At 61.5% G+C, this 22,277-nt stretch carries 13 protein-coding genes and 1 pseudogene; 7 read left to right on the forward strand and 7 right to left on the reverse strand.

Annotation, left to right across the window (positions count from 1 at the left end):
• Positions 1-7 precede the first annotated feature (7 nt).
• Both ACQ4W0_RS14820 and ACQ4W0_RS14825 read right to left on the reverse strand, forming a co-directional pair.
• Positions 8-817, reverse strand: a complete 810-nt coding sequence (locus tag ACQ4W0_RS14820) for an oxidoreductase (protein ID WP_436577407.1) — start codon at positions 815-817, stop codon at positions 8-10.
• Positions 818-921: 104 nt separating this feature from the next.
• Positions 922-1,539: a TetR/AcrR family transcriptional regulator gene (locus ACQ4W0_RS14825; RefSeq protein ID WP_436577408.1), complete on the reverse strand. Its 618-nt coding sequence runs from the start codon at positions 1,537-1,539 to the stop codon at positions 922-924.
• A 165-nt stretch (positions 1,540-1,704) separates the two neighbouring features.
• Here ACQ4W0_RS14825 and ACQ4W0_RS14830 point away from each other — a divergent pair, with 165 nt between their 5' ends.
• Entirely contained in the window at positions 1,705-2,076 is a 372-nt protein-coding gene (locus tag ACQ4W0_RS14830) for a gamma-glutamylcyclotransferase family protein (RefSeq protein WP_436577409.1), read from the forward strand.
• Positions 2,077-2,115: 39 nt separating this feature from the next.
• Here ACQ4W0_RS14830 and ACQ4W0_RS14835 read toward each other — a convergent pair whose 3' ends face one another.
• Both ACQ4W0_RS14835 and ACQ4W0_RS14840 read right to left on the reverse strand, forming a co-directional pair.
• Positions 2,116-2,343, reverse strand: coding sequence for a ribonuclease domain-containing protein (locus tag ACQ4W0_RS14835; protein ID WP_436577410.1), 228 nt, complete (start codon positions 2,341-2,343; stop codon positions 2,116-2,118).
• A gap of 132 nt (positions 2,344-2,475) precedes the next feature.
• Positions 2,476-3,324 carry a hypothetical protein gene (locus ACQ4W0_RS14840; protein WP_436577411.1) on the reverse strand — a complete coding sequence of 283 codons (849 nt, stop codon included), beginning with the start codon at positions 3,322-3,324 and terminating at the stop codon, positions 2,476-2,478.
• Positions 3,325-3,473: 149 nt separating this feature from the next.
• On the opposite strand from ACQ4W0_RS14840, the pseudogene ACQ4W0_RS14845 reads away from it, so the two are divergent.
• Both ACQ4W0_RS14845 and ACQ4W0_RS14850 read left to right on the forward strand, forming a co-directional pair.
• A pseudogene (locus ACQ4W0_RS14845) lies at positions 3,474-4,459 on the forward strand (IS5 family transposase).
• A gap of 569 nt (positions 4,460-5,028) precedes the next feature.
• Positions 5,029-6,885, forward strand: a complete 1,857-nt coding sequence (locus ACQ4W0_RS14850) for an amidohydrolase (protein WP_436577412.1) — start codon at positions 5,029-5,031, stop codon at positions 6,883-6,885.
• Between the two features lie 105 nt (positions 6,886-6,990).
• Here the strand turns inward: ACQ4W0_RS14850 and ACQ4W0_RS14855 are convergent, their stop codons facing one another.
• The 3 genes from ACQ4W0_RS14855 to ACQ4W0_RS14865 form a co-directional block, all read right to left on the reverse strand.
• A complete protein-coding gene (locus ACQ4W0_RS14855; protein ID WP_436577413.1) occupies positions 6,991-8,922 on the reverse strand; it encodes an FTR1 family protein in 1,932 nt (643 codons plus the stop codon).
• 1 nt (position 8,923) lies between these two features.
• Positions 8,924-9,808, reverse strand: a complete 885-nt coding sequence (locus ACQ4W0_RS14860) for a hypothetical protein (RefSeq protein WP_436577414.1) — start codon at positions 9,806-9,808, stop codon at positions 8,924-8,926.
• Between the two features lie 82 nt (positions 9,809-9,890).
• A complete protein-coding gene (locus tag ACQ4W0_RS14865) occupies positions 9,891-10,928 on the reverse strand; it encodes a zinc-dependent alcohol dehydrogenase (protein WP_436577415.1) in 1,038 nt (345 codons plus the stop codon).
• 623 nt (positions 10,929-11,551) lie between these two features.
• Here ACQ4W0_RS14865 and ACQ4W0_RS14870 point away from each other — a divergent pair.
• The 4 genes from ACQ4W0_RS14870 to ACQ4W0_RS14885 all read left to right on the forward strand — a co-directional run bounded on the left by ACQ4W0_RS14870 (position 11,552) and on the right by ACQ4W0_RS14885 (position 22,277).
• On the forward strand, positions 11,552-12,775 hold the full coding sequence (locus tag ACQ4W0_RS14870) for a lipase family protein (RefSeq protein ID WP_436577416.1): 1,224 nt from the start codon (positions 11,552-11,554) through the stop codon (positions 12,773-12,775).
• A gap of 112 nt (positions 12,776-12,887) precedes the next feature.
• Positions 12,888-13,733 carry a phage tail protein gene (locus ACQ4W0_RS14875; protein ID WP_436577417.1) on the forward strand — a complete coding sequence of 282 codons (846 nt, stop codon included), beginning with the start codon at positions 12,888-12,890 and terminating at the stop codon, positions 13,731-13,733.
• Between the two features lie 264 nt (positions 13,734-13,997).
• Complete coding sequence (locus tag ACQ4W0_RS14880; RefSeq protein ID WP_436577418.1) at positions 13,998-14,960, forward strand: tetratricopeptide repeat protein; 963 nt, start codon at positions 13,998-14,000, stop codon at positions 14,958-14,960.
• A gap of 75 nt (positions 14,961-15,035) precedes the next feature.
• The gene (locus ACQ4W0_RS14885) at positions 15,036-22,277 is read left to right on the forward strand and encodes a YDG domain-containing protein (RefSeq protein ID WP_436577419.1); all 7,242 of its coding nucleotides are present in this window, start codon (positions 15,036-15,038) and stop codon (positions 22,275-22,277) included.

Below are 22,277 nucleotides of genomic sequence, written 5' to 3' on the forward strand. Positions count from 1 at the left end.
CTGGCATTCAAGCCAGGCGCAGATCCTTGCGCAAACCTGCGTCCATCAGCGCGGCAGGCATGAAACGGCGCATCAGGCGCAAACGCCCGGCCAGCGGGCCGGCCGTGTAGCGCAATCTCGGCTGGCGTGCCTGCGCTGCCGCCAGGACGGTGTCGGCCACCACGCCAGGGTCATCGGCGCCGGCCATGAGTTCCTGCAGCCGGCGCATGACGGCCGTGCGCACCTGCTGGTAGGCGCCCTGCGGGGTATCGGGCGCCAGCAAATTGGCTTCGAACGTGGTTTTCGTATAGGCCGGCTCGATGACGCTGGCGCGGATGCCCCAGCTGCGCACTTCATGGTCGAGCGATTCCGTATAACCTTCGATGGCGTGCTTGGTGGCGGAATACAGTGCGCCGTAGGGCATGGGCAGGAAGCCCACGACGGAACCGATATTGAGGATGCGCCCGCCGCCCTGGTCCCGCATGTGCGGCAGCACGGCCAAGGTCATGCGCACGACGCCGAAAAAATTCGTGTCAAAGATGGCTTGCGCCTGGGCAATGCTGCTTTCCTCTGCGCCCGCCGGGGCCACGCCGAAACCGGCGTTATTCACCAGCAGGTCGATGCGGCCCTCCGCCTGCATGACGGCAGCGACGGCCGCCGCCACCGAGGCATCGCTGGTGACGTCGAGCGCCAGCATCGCATAGCCGAGCCCGGCCGCTTGGTCGCCACGGCGGCTGGTGCCGTACACCGTATAGCCGGCTTGCGCCAGGCGCCGGGCCGTGGCGGCGCCGATGCCGGACGAGGCGCCGGTGACCAGGGCAATCTTGTGGTTTTTCATGGCAGTTCCTTCAGTGATTGACAGCTTGGGAAATAAAATATGACGATCATCATATATTTGTTGAAAAAAAAGCCCGAAGCGGACCAACGCCACGGGCGGTGCGGCTAGCCGGGCGCTTGAAACTGCGTCAGGGTGGCCGCGCATAGCGCATCCGACAGGGCAGGTTCGTCGACGGCGCGCGCCAAGATGGTGGTGCCGATCATGGCGCACACCATGGCCATGGCTTGCGCGTGCGCTTCGGGCTGGCCCCAGTTGGGCAACTGGCGCGCGAACAGGTCGATCATTTCCTTGATGTGGATGGTGGCGGCGCGCCGCACTTCGGGCGCCTGGCGCGGCATTTCCGAACCCAGCGCCGACACGGGGCAGCCCAGTTCGATGGCGGCGATGTGTTCGGGCGACAGATACGCCGCCAGCATGGCTTGCAGCGCCTGGCCGGGCGGGGCGGCGGCCGCCACCCTGGCCGCCAGCGCCACCGCTTCGGCGCCCGCGCGGTCGCCCGCTTCGGCCAGCAGGGCGTCGCGCGAAGCGAAGTGCGCATAAAAGCCGCCGTGCGTCAGGCCCGCCTCCTTCATGATGTCGGCCACGCCCGTGCCCGCATAGCCGCTGCGGCGGATGGCGCGCGTGGCCACCTCGACGATGCGTTCATGGGTGGCTTCCTTGCGGCTTTGCGCCGCGGGTTTGGCAGCTGAGTTGTTGGATGAGTTCTGCATGACGGTCATCATATCGCAATTTTCAGCATCGTGCACGCGATACGCCTTCACACGATTGACCTGCGCCACGGTGCAGGTGAATAATGTGATGGCCCGATTTCAGCGCCATCGCGTTAGCCATGGACTGGTTTCATGACTGGCTGGGGTAGGTGGAATAAGGAACGACAAGGAGCGGCAATGACATCTTTTACAGCGGAAACGCCAGAACAGCTATTTTCCTACGGCACCTTACAGCAGGCCGATGTGCAACTGGCCACCTTCGAGCGCTTGCTCGACAGCCGGCCCGACCAATTGCCCGGCTACCGCCTGGCGCTGCTGGCCATCGATGACGCGCAGGTGGTGGCGACCAGCGGCAAGACGCACCATCCGATCGCCTCGCGCAGCGGCGCGCCGACCGATTGCGTGCCGGGCGCCGTGCTGGCCATTTCGGCGGACGAATTGCGGCAGGCGGACGGCTACGAGGTGGCCGCCTACCGGCGCGAGCGCGTCACCCTGGCCTCGGGCATGCAGGCGTGGGCTTACGTAGATGCGCGCGATGCGCCGCCGTGAGCACTGGTTTCGGCGCCGCTTGAATTGGAAAAAGAACAGCTAGTTCTTCAGGCTGCAGAAGGACGTATAGTGGTCCTGCGTATAGTAGCGTTCCACCAACTTGCGTTTGCCCGCCGCAGTCTGCACAAGCAATACCGCACGATGCGAACCCGCCCCGCCGTCGCCGCCGATACCCAAATAGTATTCATAATAAACCTCGTCCTTGCCGGCGGCGGGCAGGCGCTTTTCATTATTATTGAATACGGTATTGCCCGGACCACCCGCCACCGCGCTCGTTTTTGCGTTGCGCTAGGGAACCGCTGATTTAATCACTGCCCATCTATCTACCTGCACGACGGAACAATGCTGGTTGGGCGACGCCCAGGCACTGGCAGAGGCGGTTCAGCCGATTTGATCGTTTCAAGGGTTGGTCGGCACGTGGCTACAGGTCAATGCCGCTTCGGCCCTTGCCCTTGCGTCGATTGAGGTGGGCGCGAGGAAGACGGCCTGGATCACCGACGACCCGCGCGGGGACATCTGTACCGGCGGATCCGCATGTGCGGCATCCATGTCGATATGCCCGTTATCCAGGCGCCGGATCCTGCGCTGCTTCGCCGGCGTTCCCTGGAAGGCGACCAGCGTTGCCCCCACCGCGAGGGCCGTGTAAGCGACGATGTACGAAAAGCCCATCAAATCGTTTCTCATGACCGCATCGGCGGCGCCCAGCCTCACGAATCCCGCGTTTCCCCATTTCTCCACGGTGGCTTGCAAATCCTGCGTGTGGTCTAGCAGAATTCGCGCGGCTTCACATGTCTCCGGTTCGAGATGGGAAGTTACAACCGGGGGCGGCGCACTAATTTCGAACGTCGTGCTTCCATAGCCTCGCACGGTCCGGCCTGCCTCTCGTGCCTGTGACGAGGCGGGCGCCAGATAGACGGCTTGCGGCGGAGCCGGCCAAGCCGTAGACACAACGACAGATGCGCCAATGGCTGCCGCCTCGAAGGGAAAGCCGCTCCGATCCACGTTGTCGGCTAGCGATGTCTCACCGCACGGGTTGACCCGCACAAAGCCCAACTGCTCCCATTTGCGGACCGCAACCGGCAGGTCCGCGGTGAGTTCAAACTGGATGGTCACCAGGGTCACCTTGCTTGGCCCGATGTAGGGGGCAGTTGGCGACACGGGAAGATAGTGTTCGGCAAGCGCACTGATAGTTTCGGGCGTGGGTTCAAGCATGACGTTGTTCGCTTGAGTTCGGATGAACAACATCATAGCTGAATAAGCTTATGGGCGGTCCTCCAGAACAGGGGCGAATGTGCCCGAATAGTTGAGTATCCAGGGAAGCATTGATTTGAACTGGCAGCGGCCCGCCCGACATCCTGAACTGGCACAATGACGTCTTCGATGCCTTCCTGACAGCCATGAAGCAAACCACGTTCTCCGACGCAGAGTTCATCCACAAGAAGAAGCAGACTCGCCGAGACCGATTTCTGGCCGAGATCGAGGCGGTGACGCCGTGGCCGCCGCTGGTAGCGGCGCTGCTGCCGTATTACCCGAAGGGCGATGGCCGCGGCCGTCCACCGACGGGCCTGGAGCGCATGCTGCGCATGTACATCGCGCAGCGGTGCTTCGGTTTGTCGGACGAGGGAATCGAAGATGCGATCTAGGACAGCCAGTCCATTCGAGGCTTCGTCGGCATCGATCTCACGAACGAATCGGCACCGGACGCGACGACGTTGTTGAAGTTCCGTCGACTGCTGGAGAAGCACAATCTGACGCGCCGGATTTTCGATGAGATCAACATGCACCTGCCAGGAAAGGCTTGGTCATGCGCGAGGGGACGATCGTGGACGCGACATTGATCGCCGCGCCGCCGTCGACGAAAAATCGCGACAAGGAGCGCGATCCCGAGATGCACCAATCGAAGAAAGGGAACGACTGGCACTTCGGCATGAAGGCTCACGTGGGCGTGGACATGGCGACCGGCCTGGTGCACTCGTTGGTCGGCACGGCAGGCAATGTAGCCGACGTGACCCAGGCGCATGCGCTGCTGCACGGCGGCGAGAAGGCGGTGCTTGGCGACGCTGGTTACCAGGGCGTTGGCAAGCGTCCGGAAAACGCGGACAAGACAATCGACTGGCACGTTGCGATGCGTCCGAGCGTGCGCAAGACGCTCAAAAAAAATCCACTGGGCCGAGCCAAGGAGAAGCTCGAGAAGACCAAAGCCAGCGTGCGCGCGAAGGTCGAGCATTGCTTTCATGTCGTGAAGTGCCTGTTCAAGCATCGCAAGACGCGCTATCGCGGCCTAGGGAATAACAACGCCCAATTGTTCACGCTGTTCGGCTTCGCCAATCTGGTTCTGGCACGCAGATTCCTCGGAACGGCGCACGCCCAAGTTGCGCCCTGAGGTCGAAAATTGGCCACAGCGCGAAACGGCTGATTCGAGACACCACAGCATCTGATTCGATCAAAAAACACAGCGTGCGAAACTCAGCCAGTGATCGCACTGACTTTCGCGCGCGAAAGTGAATTGTTCAGCGCTTCCCTAGGCGTTCATTGGACAGATAGGCTTCTTTTGATACGGCCGGTGTTCGGGCGACCGCTGTGATCTTTGCAATACTGAATATAGTTAAATTTTTTAAAATATAACTATTCAATTGTCACCTGCCGATAAATGGTGTTATGTCCTCTTCAGAGAAACAGGGGGGGGCGACAAAATGGTGAACAGATGAATGGTGTAATGCTGCGGAAAATCAATGCAGGAAAAGGCATTCAGAGCAGTCACATAGTTAAGCGCATTAACGTGACAATGTTAGAGTTTTTTTGATTGGCAATTCGTTATGCTATGTAGCAGTTATTGGAAACAAGCGAGCCAGTTTATGCATATCGCTTTCCCGACATTCTGTTGTCGAGCATATTAAACCCTGAATAATGAATGTATTCATCGTCAATCATTAACTTCTGATAGGAATCTGCATGAGCCATGAGCACCTCGGTTGCGCCTGCTGCAACCTGCCTCACCTGCCTACGCTGACAAGCGGCCTGTTGACGGAAACCGCACTCAGCGGTGAACTGGACGCGGCGTTCCAGCAGACATACTTCCCGCACTCCCGGAAACTGACGCCGCAAGCCATCATCTTCCATAACGGTGTCATTCATACCATGGCCGCCGACGGCAGCGGGCAAGTGGCGGCACTGGGCACGGCCGGCGGCACCATCATTGCCACCGGCACGCTGCAGGACGTGCGCCAGGCCATGCAACTGCACCAGCCGCGCGAGGTGGACCTGGACGGCAGCACCTTGCTGCCTGGCTTCATCGAACCCCATATGCACATCCTGCCCAGCGCCTTGTACAAGAGCTGGCTGTCACTTACGCCCTTCAAGCCGGCACCGCAGCAACAGGAGCTGGATCTGGAGTACAGTTTCCAGAGCATCAGCCAGAAGATTCGCACCGCGCTGGCGCAGCCGGACAAGCTGCCGAAAGACAAGAAAGGCAACCCTTGGGTATTGGGCTTCGGCGTCGATCCTTCGCTGATGCAGCCTTGGGAAGACATCACCGCCAGCCAGCTGGACCCGCTGAGCAGCACGGTGCCCATCCTGCTGATGAACTCTTCCGGCCACCTTGCTTATCTGAATACCGCTGCGCTGACGGCGGCCGGTATCACGGATCCTTCCGGCGTGCTGACCGAAATTAACATCGCCAAGGCGCTGCTGGTCGCGCCGCAGCCCAAGCTGCTGGAATTTGTCGCGTGCCTGAAGCGGGTGCTGGGCAACGCCTCCGCCATGGGATTTACCAGCGTATTCGACGCCGGTGTGGGCGCCACCGAGCAGCCGCAGGTGGAGATGGGCCTGCTCAAACTGGCGGCCCACCTCGGTCCCGTGCGTATCGGCGCCGCGCTGTTCACCAAACCCGAAGAAGCGGCACTGGACAAGTGGCTGCAGCACTACAAGCCGGATCTGGACAGCCACGGCGACCAGCGTTTCAGCATCAAGGCGATCAAGCTGATCGCGGATGGCTCGAACCAGGGATTGACGGGCTACCAGAGCGAGCCCTATGCCTGCTCGCATGACCACTCCGTCCCAGGCGTGCCCGACACCGGCCTGAGCAATTACGAGCCGCCTCTTTTCACCCGCATGCTGGGCAAGGCGGTGGCACACGGCTGGCCAGTGCTGGTCCACGCGAATGGCGACAAGGCGGTGGAATATGTGCTGGACAGCTACGCGCAGGTGCTGACGCCACAGCCAGGCGGCCTCAGCGAAGAGGAGGCGCACAAGCGGCGTCAGCTGCGACTGCGGGTCGAGCACGCATCGCTGCTGAATGACGATGCCATCAGTAAAATGGCAGAATTGCAATTAAATCCCAGTTTTCTCATCGGCCACGTCGGCTACTGGGGACACACCTTCCAGCGCACCATTTTTGGACAGCAACGGGCACAGTTGCTGGACCGTTGCCAGTCGGCACTGCAAGCGGGGATGCACGTCAGCTTGCACTCGGACCATTTCGTCTCGCCACTAGGCCCCTTGCGCATGATGGAACAGGCGGTATTTCGCACCATGGAAGGTGCGCCAGGCAAAGAGGTGCTGAATCAGGACGAGCGGCTCAGCCGGATGGCGGCATTGCGTGCCGTCACGCTCGATGCCGCTTGGCACTGCCACCTCGATCATCTGGTCGGCTCGCTGGAAGCCGGCAAGCGGGCCGACCTGGTGATTCTTGCGCAAGACCCGCTGGACGAGAGCGTGCGCAAGCTACGCGACATCGTGGTGGAGGAAACCTGGCTGGCAGGAATAAAAGTGCACAGCAACACGAAGGCGTCAGACGACATGGAGCGCTAATTTGCTGCACTGTTGCTGCAATGAAAAATTCCCCAATAGCTGCTGAGCTATTGGGGGAGGGCGGAAACGCCCGTGCCGGCGCGTTTCAAGTGGCGCGTTTCAAGCTCAGGCCGGCTTGTGCTTACCTGCCGAATAGCGGTTCCAGCCATAGCCGGCGACGATGATGACCAGGATGGCCGCCTGCGCCAGCAAGGTTTCCGCCGTGGGCAGAATGCCCAGCAGGTCGACACGCATGAAATCGACGGGGGTGACGCCGACCCAGCCCGCTTCTTGCAGCGCGGCCACGCCTTTACCCATCAGTATCATGGCCAGCACGGCCACGAAAGCGGACGTCCACGAGAAGAACTTGCCGATCGGCATGCGGGCGCTGGTGCGCAGCAAGGCCCAGGCGATCACGACCAGCAGCACGATGGCCACCAGGAAGCCGCCCAGCAGGGCGCCGCCATTGCCGTCCGCCGCCAAGGCGGAATAGAACAGCACGGTTTCAAAGACTTCGCGGTAGACGGCGATGAAGGCCAGGGCGAACAGCCCCCAGGCGGAGCGGCGCGTCATCGCCGCCGTGAGTTTCTCGTGCAGGTATTCCTGCCAGCGTCCGGCGCTGCTCTTCTGGTGCATCCACAAGCCCACGCTGAGCAGGACCAGGGCCGCAAACACGGAACCGAGCCCTTCACTGACTTCCCGGCTGGCGCCGCTGATGGTGACCAAATAAGTCGCTGCCACCCACGTCAGGCCGCCCGCCACCAGCGCGCTGATCCAACCGCCGTGCACATACGGCAGCACATCGTTGCGCTTGGCCTTGCGCAGGAAGGCGATGATGCCGATCACGATCAGCAGCGCTTCCACGCCTTCGCGCAGCAAGATCGTCAGGGCGCCGATAAAGGTCGTCATCGGCTCGGCCTTGGCGTCGCCCAGCTCCGCTTCCACATGGCTAAACAGTTGTTGCAGCTTTTCGCCCGCCGCCTCGGCGTCGGCTACCGTGCCCTTGGCAACGGCGGAACGGTAGGCCAGCATGGCGTTTTCCACGGCCAGCAGCAGGGATTTGTTGCGCGCGCCGACCATAGGCTCGATCGGCTCGAAACCGTCCAGGTAGGCCGACAGGCCCAGGCGCGTAGCGGCCGCGCGGTCGCCCGCGTGCACGGCGGCCAGGCTTTCCGCCAGACGCAAACGCGACAGGGCCAGGCCCGCCGGCTTGTGCGCCTCGGCTTTGTCGGGATGGCTGCGCAAGTACGCCGTCAGGGCTTGCGCCTCGTCCGCGCCCAGCTTGGCTGCCGCCGCTTCCTGTGTCAGGGTCGTCACGGCAGCCAGATCCGCGTACAGCTTCTTGGCCCGTGCATCGTCTTGCCACAGCTTTTCACCGTGCGCGCGCGCCGCCGCGTCGTGCGACATGCCGCCAATATAGAAAGCCAGATCCCAGCGCTCGTTGTCGGACAGCTGGCCAAAACTGGCCATCGAAGTGCCGGCCACGCCTTGCGAAATGACCTGGTACAGCGCCATCAGGCTGCGCGACTGTGCCCGCTCGCCATCCGTGAAGGCGATCGGTTTCTGTTCCAGGCTGGCCGCCAGCGGACCGTCGCCGCCACCGGCCACGCCGTGGCAAGAAGCGCACTGGGCCGCATACAGGGCCGCGCCGCGCGCCAGGTTGGGCAATACTTTCGGCGCCACGGGAATCGGATACGCGGCAATCAGCAAGCCGTTCGCGTGGTGCGCCAGGCGCTTGACTTCCACGCTGTCCGCCTTGGCGACGACGGCCGCGCGCAGGTCGGCGATGGCGGCGGCAATGGCTGCCTTCGAAGCGTGGGCGGGCAGGGCGGCGATCTGCGTCGTCGCGTTGTCCGTGAAGTCGAGCATTTCCGCGTATTCCGCCTCGCTGACCACTTTACCGTGCTCGACGGCGCCGCTGTAATCGACGGCAACGTAATCGATCAATTGCCACAACTGCTTGGCGCCGGCGCCAGGATCGGCCACTTGCGCCTGCGCGCCGCTGGCCAGCAACAAGCCAGCGGCCAAGAGCGGGTAGCATACGAGCCACTTTTTCATTTTAATGAACATGATTCTCATTCTCATTTCTTGTTAACCCGGCGACTATAGGACAGACGGTGCAGGGTGTCAACGGCGCACGGCTGCGCGTGGACGCAAACAGCGCTGCCCTGGCCAATATTCTTGACCAGGGCAGCGTGCCTGGGAAATGGAACGAGGGGGAGGAAGGCCATTGCTTCGATGCCGGTTTCGCGTACAGGCCCCTGGCCAGGCTGCTGTCCGTATCGTCCACTTGCAAGCCACCCTTGACGACGCGCAAGGCCAGCTTCTGGAACGCCTGACCCCGCAGCCACTGGCTGTCTGTGACGGCGAACGCGGCGATGCGTTCCTGCGCGCGCGCGGGCGGCACGGCCAGCCATTGATAGTCGGCCTGCGCACCCTGGCGGCGCAAGCCGGCGCGTACCCAGCGTTCCGACGCCGGCATGTGGACGATGGCGTCGCCGTTCGCCACGCTGACGGCCGTGGCCGTCTTGCCGCTTTGCGCTTCGAACTTCACTTCCACGCCGGCCATCGGCCCCAGCCGGGGAAAGCCGACGATGGCCACCCACAGGCCCGCTTCGGCAGGTTTCTGGATGCGCATTTCCGCTTCCTCGAACACGCGAAACTGCGGCTCCTTGCCGTCGTTACCCGTCACCAGGGTGACCGTGTCCCCGGCAACACTCCATGCGCCGCTGGCTTGCTGGTCGGTATTGCCGTAACTGAGCATCCATTCGAAGGTGCCGTCGTTTTTCAGCAGCAGTTCGGAGCCCGTCTCCATGACGCCTTGCAGGTAATAGTGTCCGGGCAGGGACGGCGCGGACTGGTCGGCCGCGCTGGCAGCAAGCGGCCAGGCGAGGGTGGCGCAGGCCAGCAGGCGAGAGAGGGAGGGAAAGCGCGAGGTTTTCATCGGAGTGTCCTTTATGATAGGACATCATAGCAACGGCAATTTCTTGCCGTCGCACGGATACACCGCCTGGCTTGAGTATTGATCAGTTATTGCTGAAATCAAGCACGACGCGCGAGGCAACCTTGCCATGCTCCAGGCGGCTGAAGATCTCATTGATGGCCGACAGCGGCTGCAATTCGATGCCGGCCTTGACCTTGCCATTGGCGGCAAAGGCGAGCGCCTCGGCCATGTCCTGGCGGGTGCCGACGAAGGAGCCGCGTATGGTCACGCAATTGGCGACGACGTCGAACAGCGGCGTCGGGAAGTCGCCCGGCGGCAAGCCCACCAGCACGCAGGTGCCGCGCTTGCGCGTCATCGCCACGCCTTGCTGGAAGGCGTCGAGCGACGGCGCCGTGATCAGCACGCCGTGCGCACCGCCACCGGTCGCTACACGCAGGGCCGCAACGGGATCGCCCTGGCGGGCATTGATGGTCACTTCGGCGCCCAGGGCGCGCGCGTGCTCCAGCTTGCCTTCATCGATGTCGACGGCCGCCACGCGCAAGCCCATGGCCAGCGCATATTCGACGGCCAGGTGGCCCAGTCCGCCGATGCCGGACACGGCCAGCCACTGGCCAGGCCGCGCCCCCGTTTCCTTGATGCCTTTGTAACTGGTCACGCCGGCGCAGATGATGGGCGCGGCCTGCACGGCGGAAAGACCCGCGGGAATATGCGCGACGTAGCGCGGGTCGGCCAGGATGTATTCGGCGAAACCGCCATTCTTGGTGTAGCCGCCGAACTGCGCCTCGGCGCACACGGTTTCCCAGGCTGCCAGGCAATGTTCGCAATGGCCGCAAGCCGAGTAGAGCCAGGGCACGCCGACCCTGTCGCCCAGCTGCACCTCGGTCACGCCCGTGCCCATGGCCACCACCAGTCCGATGCCCTCGTGGCCGGGAATGAACGGCGGCGTCGGCTTGACAGGCCAGTCCCCGCGCGCCGCATGCAAGTCAGTGTGACACACGCCGCAAGCCTCCGTCCTGACCAGGATCTGGCCAGGGCCGGGAACCGGCACGGGAACTTCGCGCAGCACCAGGGGCTGGCCCAGTTGCTCGACAACTGCGGCTTTCATTGTAGTGGGAGTCATATTATTCCTTATGAAGTTGGTCATGCGTCGTGCTGCGCCTGCCAGGCGCTGTGCCATAGCTTGGACAACGGAGACTTGCGAATGATCATATTCTGCTGCATGCGATTCGAAAATTGATTGATCTACATCAATGTATTAACGCACTTTAGCTATGTCGCCGAACTTTAATGCCACCACTCCTCGCCATAGAGCACGCCATTGCATCAGCCGGGCTTTTGTTGGATGCCGGAGATGGCATGCGTGACCTGCGTGCGATGAAGATCGTCGCATGGGCAGACAGTAACAAGAAGATAAGGAAGATAAGGATCGTCACAATTGGTCACTTCCGGTGGGTATTGGTGGTTTGTTATTTAAGTAAGTCACTCACTATACTAAGCAGCCTGGAGTACTAGCAAGAAAATGGGGGAGTAAAGAAAATGCATTATTCAAGCAGATATCCCATTTTTCAATCCGGTTTTCCTCTTCCATTTACCAGAAATAACAATGCCAGTCGCCCTGACGATAGAAATAAAGCAAAAGAATAACTTGAACCCGGTATGTAAAACCTCCCTTTAAAAAATCTAAGGCTTTTACTTGCAGGCATACAGCCTTATTCAAGTAAGTCTTAGGCAAAGAAAGAGATCATGTCAGCAAATTTTGATGTTTTCCAGCAGACGTTTGCCCTGTCGTTATTGTCGAATCTGGCTTCTGACTATATAGCAAAAGAACGTTATATCCCGGGCACGCATGGCGACCCGCTGGAAGCCCAGCTTGCGACGAATATACAGGCGACATTGCCCCTGCCGGTGGTCACGGCGGGGCTGGGGGACGGCTGGCAAATCGTCTGGGGGCCAGCCGTGTGGCGCGGAGCAGAGTCCAGGGTGGCGCAAAATGCGGCGCTTGTTTTCTACAATCCGGCAGTCACGTTTGAGGATGGGACAACGGCACCAACCCATGTGGTTGCCATTTCCGCCACCAATTTGATATCCGGCTATGACTGGATCGTGGAAGATTTTACAGTGTCTTCTACCGTCAACTGGACGCAATACCATCCCGCAGTGCCGTCTGCCACGGTCGTTTCACACGATGCTCTCATGCCGGTCATTTCCAAAGGCACGGCGACTGGCGTGGCACATATTGCAGCGCTGACGCCAACAGATCCGGCCCATGGAAAGACCAGTCTGTCCGCATTTATTCGACAGCTCAATGGCACGGTCAACGAGGGCGCGCGCATCGTCTTTACCGGGCATAGCCTTGCCGGCGCTCTGGCCCCGACGTTTGCCTTGTACCTGAAGGAACACGGCGCATTGTCGGCATTTGAACGGGTACAGGTTTATCCGACGGCCGGAGCATCGCCTGGAAATGGCAGCTTTTCCAGGCGGTTTGCCCATGCCTTTCCGCGCAAGGCTGCTGGAGAGAAACCCTGGCAGAGCTGGAATAGCTTGATCCGCAATCAGTACGATATTGTGCCGCATGCCTGGAGCCTGAGCACCCTTCTTCAATTGTTGACCATTTATGGCAACTCCGATGCCGAAGGCGGGGTAAAACTGCCGGAACAGATTTATGGCGTGGTGCTGGCTGCATTGGCTGATTCGGCCGCCTCGAAAACACTGTATGCCGCGCTGCCGAGCGCACAATTTTCAGGCGCGTCGCCAGGGTCTGCCCCTGCAACGGCTGCAGCGTATCTGACCATGGCAGGGAACCAGCATGTCAAGGCGTATATCTCCGAGATTCTCGGTGCGGATTTTCCTGCTGTTGGACATGGCCCCACTGTTCCTGGCGTCATCGAATTCAACGATGCCACGCAGCGGATTGCGGCGATTGTCAAGATACTGGAAAAAATTCTTCATCCGGGCGCTGGCGGCTAGCGGCTAGCGGTTAGTGAGGGGCAGGCGCATCGATGACGTCAAAGTGACACTGGCAATGCAGAACGTTTACGCATCACATAAGACATTCGCTTCACATCAAGGGGAAATAGAAATGAAATCTGTAGTCAAGAAGCACTTCTCGCGCGCCGCACTGATCGCCGGCATCGTATCGGCAGCCTGGACACCCAGCAGTTTTGCCTGTTCTGATAGCCCCATCCTCGCGAGTATCTGCATCATGGCAGTCCCATTCAATTTCGGCAGTTTCAATCGGCAGTATGTGCTGGCTGCCGGCCAGGAGATGTATATCAATGCCAATCCTGCACTATATTCCCTGATCGGCATTACTTACGGTGGCAATGGCACGACCGTCTTCAAGCTGCCTGACCTGCGCGGCAGGTTCATGGTCGCTGCCGACGGTGCGAATTACCTGACAGGCGCCGCGGGAGGTAAAGATGCCGTTAACCTGACGATTGCGCAGTTGCCACCTCATTTGTTCACGCTGACCGCAATTCCCGTTGATGTGAAAAGTGTCACGGTCAGCACGGTCTTGCCGGCGATGAGCGGCATCGCAAGCGTTGCCAGTGCCGTTGCTACCGGTACGGTAGCAGACCTGAAAATGAATGTAGTCAATGGCACTAATGGACAAGGAACTCCGTCGGGTAACTATCTGGGCAAGGCAAGCACTCCCGCGTCGTACGTTTATTCCTCTGCAACACCGGATGCGACGTTGAATGCCGGCGCCATCAGCGGTGGCACCGTTTCGGTCACGATTCCTGCCACCACGACCACCGTGACACTGAATGGTGGCACGGTGGTCGGAACCGTGGGCGGCGCCGCAACGGCCACTGGCAAGACGGATATCGTCGGGAGTGGCGCGGCAATTGAGAACAGGCCGACTTATCTTGCATTGACGTATTACATCGCGGCCACCAACGGCATGTATCCAAGCCGGGACTAAGAGCCTATCCCAGTAGATGAATACATCCCCTGCTGGCGCTCATCAGGAACGGGGACGGGCCGTCATACATGACTTGCCTCGTCGTCGCATGGCTCGCCATGCGTCCTCCTCACGCCTGGTCCGCGCCCCTGATGAACTGCCAGCAGAAGACGCTCACTACTGAGACAGGCTCTAAGCCTCGTCGCCGACGATCTGAACCTGCCTGGACCGGTGGCATTGTCGATGGGCATGCCACCGTTGATGACTTTATCTGGAGTATTTAATTTGCCTACCCCCGCTGTTGCAGCAATGGGCGCGCTGTTGCTTGTCACGCTACAGGCCAGTGCCGCGCCGCGCGACCTGAGCGCCGAGCTGAAGCGTGCCGACAAGGCACTGACTGGACAGGATTATGCGCTCGCCTACAAGGAGTATGCGCGCGTCGCCGCGCACAATCCTTTGGCGCAATTCAATCTGGGATTGATCGAACGCGAAGGGTGGGGGCGTGCACGCAATCCGGCAGCCGCCTGTGGCTGGTTCGGCAAGGCTGCGCAGGGCAACATCCCGGCCGCGCAACAGTTTTTTGGCGATTGCCTGGCCGCTGGTGTCGGGCGGCCGGCCGACGGCAAGGCGGCCGAAGCGTGGTACCGCAAGGCGGCGCAAGCGGGCATCGTGTATGCGCTCTGTTCGGCCGGTCAACTGTACATCCGGGGGCAAGTCGTCGGCAAGGACGTCGAGCACGGCCTGGGACTGTGCGCGCAAGCGGCGCAGGCAGGCTCGGCACCGGCCATGCTGCGCATCGCCGACTATTACAAGGATGGCACCGAAGTGCCGCAGAATCTGGCGGCCGCGCGTCACTGGTATCAGCAGGCTGCGGAAAACCGCGACCATCTGGCGCAATTTCGCCTGGGCGTGATGCTGGCACAGGGCGAGGGTGGCGATGCCAATCCGGCGCTGGCCTTGTCATGGCTGGAACACGCGGCCGCCGAAGGCTATGCGCCGGCCTATTTGCCGTTGGCCATTCTGTATGCCAACAGCGCGCCGGACCTGGCTACCGGTGCGCTGACGCCGGTCAACCTCGCAACGCTATATATGTGGAACAGCGCTGCCAAAGCCAGCACGAACAATGCGGCAGAACTGGCCCAGATCGAGCGTATTGCTCAACTGGTCAATCAAGTGATGCCAACAGAGTGGAAGCCTGCGCTTGACCGCCGGGTTGCCGAGCATCTGGGCAGAGTTTCTGCCAATTAACCTCCATACAACAAGCGGCGTGCCATCTGCGCCTCGAACCGTCTACCAGAGAAAACCATCATGCGCCATGCCTCCATGAACAGAATTTATCGACTCATCTGGAGCCATGTGCACCAAGCTTGGGTAATCGTCCCGGAACGCACCAAGGGCAAGGGTAAAACAAAGAGTCGCACACTCGTCGCCAGTGCCTTGCTGGCCGTGACGCAGCTTGCCATGGCGGGGCCGACAGGCGGCCAGGTGACCGCCGGCAACGGCTCCATCAGCCAGAACGGTGCCACTACCACGGTGACGCAAGCTAGCCAGAACCTGTCATTGAATTGGACGTCTTTCAACACCGGCAGCCAGGAGACCGTCAATTTCGTCCAGCCGTCGGCCAGCGCCATTGCAGTGAACCGTATCAGCGACACGAATGGCACCCAGTTCTTTGGCCAGCTCAATGCCAACGGCCAGGTTTACCTGATCAATCCGAATGGCGTGCTGTTTGGTGCAGGATCGCACATCAACGTGGGAGGCCTGGTTGCCTCCACGCTTGATATCAGCGATGCCGATATAAACGGCGCGATGCGCCATTTCAGCGGCAGCGGCACGGGCAGCATCATCAACCAGGGCACGATCAATGCGGCCCATGGCGGCTATGTTGCCTTTATCGGCAATACGGTCAGTAATCAGGGCAGCATTAATGCTGCAGCGGGTGCGGTGGCGCTGGGCGCGGGCAGCGACGTCACGTTGGCGTTTTCCGGCGATAGCCTGGTCAATTTGGAGGTCAAGCAGAGCACCTTGAACAACCTGGCCGAAAATGGCGGCCTCATCAAGGCCGACGGTGGCGCGGTATGGCTTTCGGCTGGCGCCAGGGATGCGGTGCTGGCCAGCGTGATCAATAACACGGGCATCGTTCAGGCGCGCAGCGTGCAGAATGTCAACGGCTCGATTGTGCTGGCAGCGGGCAGTGCCGGCACCGCGACCAATAGCGGCACGCTTGATGCTTCCGGTAGCGGCGGCGCAAGAGGCGGCAGCGTGAAGGTGCTCGGCGGCACAGTCAAGCTGGCGGCAGGCAGCGCGATTGATGTGTCTGGCGATGGCGGCGGCACGGCGCTGGTCGGCGGCAATTTCCTCGGTAGCGGCAGCGAGCAACGCGCGCACACGACCACGGTCGACGCTGGCGCCTCGATCAAGGCCGATGCCATCACCAGCGGCAATGGCGGCAATGTCGCGGTCTGGTCGGACGGTAGCACGCAGTTCAACGGCAGCATCACGGCGCGCGGCGGCAGCACTGCCGGCAATGGCGGGCAAGTGGAGACTTCCGGCAAGGTTTTGAATATCAAGGAAAGTGCCGCTGTCAGTACGGCCGCGCCCCATGGCAAGGCGGGAGACTGGCTGCTGGACCCGGATGATATTACGATCGGCAATCTCAGTATCTGGGGCAATTCCTACGGTGTCAATGTCGACGAGCGCGTCCTGGTGGCTGCGCTCAATAATGGCAATGTGACGATCAAGACTGGTGCATCCAAGGCCAGCTGCACTGGTATCACATGTACCCCTAGCGGGTCTGGCAATGGCGATATTGTGGTGCTTGATAGAATAGGTGCTGGTATTGACTATGACAAGCAGACAAACATCGGTGCCAATTGGAGCAACAACACGACGCTTACGCTGAGCGCCTATCGCAATATCTTGTTTAAATTAACCAACAATGTACCTTATAAGGAAGGGACTGGCGATTTTGGCGGAGGTATCATCGCCAGCGGCCCCGGGAACGTCGTACTGAAGACAGACAATACTGCCAAGGGTGTCGGTACGCTTCTTTTTGAAGATCCTTCTCAAAATTTCATTTACCTCAACGGTAGTGCAAGCACCCTCGCTATCTATTACAACCCGGATAGCTATGGCACGCCGACGGACTTTAGCCCCTATATCTACGTCAATAACGCCAGTCAGCTAAAGACCTATATGGCCATCAATACGACTGGCTCGGTTGCGTCAAAAACTTACGATGGCAACACGACGGCCAGCATATCGGGGCTGACTTCCTTGTTGTCCATGCCAGCCGGATTGACGCTCAATAGTAGCGGTGCGCAGGCTAATTTTTCCGACAAGAACGCCGGGACAGGCAAAACCGTGACCATCAGCGGCGTCACCGTCACCGGTAGCGGCGCGTCCAGCAGCACTACCGCCGAAGGGAGCGCCGCCATCAACTATGGCGGCAACAACTACTATATCAATGGTCTCGACAGCAAGACCGCCACTATCACCGCCAAGACCATCAGTGCCAGTGGCGTGGCGGCTGACAACAAAACCTATGACGGCACCACCACGGCCACGCTCTCTGGCGGCGCCAATGTCGCCTCTGGCATCGTCAGCGGCGACAGCGTCTCGCTGAGCGGCGGTACGGCCACTTTCGCCGATGCCAATGCCGGCGCCAGCAAGGCCGTCACCGTCACCGGCTTTGGCCTGAGCGGCAGCGATGCTGGCAACTACCTATTGACCCAGCCCACCGGTCTGACCGCGACCATCCACAAGGCCGATCTGATCCTGTCCGGCGGCAAGACTTATGACGGCAACACTGCGGTGGCGGGCGGCTCGCTGACGGCCACGGGCGTGGCCGGACAAACCTTCAGCGTCGGCGGCGCCGGCGATGCGTCCAATCTTGCCAGCAAGAATGTACAAGCCGGCACGGCGCTGGGCAGCGCAGCCGGCCTCGTCCTGGGCGGCAGCGGCAATGGCGGCTTGTCCAGCAACTACAATGTGCTGGGCACGGCCGGCAGCAGCTATACGGTGACCGCCAAGGGCATCACTCTGACCGGCATCGGCGCCGTGGATAAAACCTACGATGCCACGACGACGGCGACTCTCAATACGGCGAATGTGGCTTACTCGGGCATGATCGCCGGGGACAACGTCAGCCTGGGCGGCCAGGGTGTCGGCAGCTTTGCCAGCAAGGATGCGGGCGCGAACAAGACGGTCAGCGTCTCCGGTTTCAGCCTGGGCGGCTTGGACGCCGGCAACTACGTCGTCACGCAACCGTCCGGCCTGACGGCGACGATCAGCAAGGCTGACCTGCTGGTATCGGGCATCAGCGCCGGCAATAAAACCTATGATGCGGGCACCGGTGCGACCTTGAGCGGCAGCGCCAGTGTTACCGCCTTGCTCAGCGACAACGTGTCCGTCGTCGGCACGGGCAGCGGCAGCTTTGCCGACGCCAACGCCGGCAGCGGCAAGAGCGTCGCCGTCAGCGGCTATGCGCTAACGGGCAGCGATGCGGCCAACTACAACGTGGTGCAGCCGTCCAGCGTGACGGCCACCATCCACAAGGCCGATCTGATCCTGTCCGGCGGCAAGACTTATGACGGCAACACTGCGGTGGCGGGCGCCACGCTGACGGCCACAGGCGTGGCCGGACAGACCTTCAGCGTTACCGGTTCCGGCGATGCGTCCAATCTTGCCAGCAAGAATGTGCAAGCCGGCACGGCGCTGGGCAGCGCAACCGGCCTCGTCCTGGGCAGCAGCGGCAACGGCGGCTTGTCCAGCAACTACAATGTGCTGGGCACGGCCGGCAGCAGTTATACGGTGACCGCCAAGGGCATCACCCTGACCGGCATCGGCGCCGTGGATAAAACCTACGACGCGACGACGACAGCCACCCTGAATACGACGAACGTGGCTTACTCGGGCATGATCGCCGGGGACAATGTCAGCCTGGGCGGCCAGGGTGTCGGCAGCTTTGCCAGCAAGGATGCGGGCGCGAACAAGACGGTCAGCGTCTCCGGCTTCAGCCTGGGCGGCTTGGACGCCGGCAATTACGTTGTCACGCAACCGTCCGGCCTGACGGCGACGATCAGCAAGGCTGACCTGCTGGTATCGGGCATCAGCGCCGTGAATAAAACCTATGACGCGGGCACCAGCGCGACCTTGAGCGGCACGGCCGCAGTGAGCGGCTTGCTCAGCGACAACGTATCCGTTGTCGGCACGGGCAGCGGCAGTTTTGCCGACGCTAACGCCGGCAGCGGCAAGAGCGTTGCCGTCAGCGGCTATGCGCTGACGGGCAGCGACGCGGCCAACTACAACGTGGTGCAGCCGTCCAGCGTGACGGCCACCATCCATAAGGCCGATCTGCTCCTGTCGGGCGGCAAGACCTATGATGGCAACACTGCAGTGGCGGGCGCCACGCTGACGGCCACAGGCGTGGCCGGACAGACCTTCAGCGTTACCGGTTCCGGCGATGCGTCCAATCTTGCCAGCAAGAATGTGCAAGCCGGCACGGCGCTGGGCAGTGCAACCGGCCTGGTCCTGGGCAGCAGCGGCAATGGCGGCTTATCCAGCAACTACAATGTGCTGGGCACGGCTGGCAGCAGTTATACGGTGACCGCCAAGGGCATCACCCTGACCGGCATCGGCGCCGTGGATAAAACCTACGACGCGACGACGACGGCGACGCTCAATACCGCGAATGTGGGGTACTCGGGCATGATCGCCGGGGACGATGTCAGCCTGGGCGGGCAGGGTGTCGGCAGCTTTGCCAGCAAGGATGCGGGCGCAAATAAATCGGTCAGCGTCTCCGGTTTCAGCCTGGGCGGCTTGGACGCCGGCAACTACGTCGTCACGCAACCGTCCGGCTTGACGGCGACGATCAGCAAGGCTGAGCTGGTGGTGTCGGGCATCAGCGCCGGGAATAAAACCTATGATGCGGGCACCGGCGCGACCTTGAGCGGCAGCGCCAGTGTTACCGCCTTGCTCAGTGACAACGTCTCCGTCGTCGGCACGGGTAGCGGCAGCTTTGCCGACGCCAACGCCGGCAGCGGCAAGAGCGTCGCCGTCAGCGGCTATGCGCTGACGGGCAGCGATGCGGCCAACTACAACGTGGTGCAGCCGTCCAGCGTGACGGCCACCATCCACAAGGCCGATCTGATCCTGTCCGGCGGCAAGACTTATGACGGCAACACTGCGGTGGCGGGCGCCACGCTGACGGCCACAGGCGTGGCCGGACAAACCTTCAGCGTCAGCGGCGCCGGCGATGCGTCCAATCTTGCCAGCAAGAATGTGCAAGCCGGCACGGCGCTGGGCAGTGCAACCGGCCTCGTCCTGGGCAGCAGCGGCAATGGCGGCTTGTCAAGCAACTACAATGTGCTGGGCACGGCCGGCAGCAGTTATACGGTGACCGCCAAGGGCATCACCCTGACCGGCATCGGCGTCGTCGATAAAACCTACGACGCGACGACCACGGCGACGCTCAATACCGCGAATGTGGCTTACTCGGGCATGATCGCCGGTGACAACGTCAGCCTGGGCGGCCAGGGTGTCGGCAGCTTTGCCAGCAAGGATGCGGGCGCAAATAAATCGGTCAGCGTCTCCGGTTTCAGCCTGAGTGGGCTGGACGCCGGGAACTACGTCGTCACGCAGCCGACCGGCTTGACGGCGACGATCAGCAAGGCTGAGCTGGTGGTGTCGGGCATCAGCGCCGGGAATAAAACCTATGATGCGGGCACCGGCGCGACCTTGAGCGGCACGGCCGCAGTGAGCGGCCTGCTCAGCGACAACGTGTCCGTCGTTGGCGTTGGCAGCGGCAGCTTTGCCGACGCCAATGCCGGCAGCGGCAAGAGCGTCGCCGTCACCGGCTATGCGCTGACGGGCAGCGACGCGGCCAACTACAACGTGGTGCAGCCGTCCAGCGTGACGGCCACCATCCACAAGGCCGATCTGATCCTGTCCGGCGGCAAGACTTATGACGGTAACACCGCGGTGGCGGGCGGCTCGCTGACGGCCACGGGCGTGGCCGGAGAAACCTTCAGCGTCAGCGGCGCCGGAGATGCGTCCAATCTTACCAGCAAGAATGTACAAGCCGGCACGGCGCTGGGCAGCGCCGCCGGCCTCGTCCTGGGCAGCAGCGGCAATGGCGGTCTGTCGGGTAACTACAATGTGCTGGGCACGGCTGGCAGTAGCTATACGGTGACCGCCAAGGGCATCACCCTGACCGGCATCAACGCCGTGGATAAAACCTACGATGCGACGACGACGGCGGGCTTGAATACCACGAATGTGGCTTACTCGGGCATGATCGCCGGGGACAACGTCAGCCTGGGCGGGCAAGGAGTTGGCAGCTTTGCCAGCAAGGATGCGGGCGCGAACAAGACGGTCAGCGTCTCCGGTTTCAGCCTGAGTGGGCTGGACGCCGGCAACTACGTCGTCACGCAGCCGTCCGGCTTGACGGCGACGATCAGCAAGGCTGAGCTGGTGGTGTCGGGCATCAGCGCTGCCGATAAAACCTATGATGCGACGACCACGGCCAGCCTGAATGCCGCGCATGTGGCTTACTCCGGCATCTTCGCAGAGGACAATGTCAGCCTGGGAGGCCAGGGTGTCGGCCAATTTTCCAGCAAGGATGCGGGCGCGAATAAAGCTGTTGCCGTGTCTGGCTACATCCTGACGGGAGCCGATGCCGGCAATTACGTCGTCAGGCAGCCGACGGGCCTGACCGCCAGCATACGCAAAGCCGATCTGTCACTGACGGGCCTGATTGCCACGGACAAGGTCTACGATGCGACGACCACGGCTGCATTGGCCGGCTCCGCCAGTCTTTCTGGTGTCATGGGGAGCGACAGCGTCTCGCTCGGTGGTACGCAAACCGCCACCTTTGCCGATAAAAATGTGGGTAAAAATAAATCAGTGACTGTCAGTGGCTACGCACTGGCCGGTAGCGATGCGGGCAACTACACTATCGCCGATCGCAAGGTGCTGACCGCCAGCATCACACCGGCATCGATGACGGTCAGTGGCATCACTGCAGCCGATAAAGTGTATGACGGCAGCACGGCGGCCACGGTCAATGCCGGCAATGCCACGCTGGCGGGCAAGTTGGGTTCGGATGTGATTACGATAACCTCGACCGGCCTGTTCTCTGACGCGGCCGCCGGTGCCGGCAAGACGGTTAATCTGAGCAGCGTCTATGGCGGAGCCGATATTGGCAATTACACCATTGCCGGACAATCGCGCGCAGTCGCCAGCATTACGGCCGCGCCTGTCGTCGTGCCCACCACGCCAGGCGTGAGCAGCACGCAGATGCAGCAGATTCAGAACACGGTAACGCAGGTGCAGTCGTCCGTGTTGCCGCCGCAAGCCTCGGCGCAGCCGCAGGTATTGAACCTGTCTTCCACGCTGCTGGTGCAGCAGACCGACGCTGGCACTAACCGAGCCGGGCCTGCGCAGGAAACGGCCGGCACCCGCTTGCTCAATACCAGCACCGGATTCGGCACGTCTGCGCCGACGCTGCAAATTCAAAATGGCGGCATGCAATTGCCGCTCGTCGCCAACAGCCTCACAGAATAA

It is taken from the genome of Janthinobacterium breve (assembly GCF_051380895.1).
GTDB lineage: Bacteria > Pseudomonadota > Gammaproteobacteria > Burkholderiales > Burkholderiaceae_D > Janthinobacterium.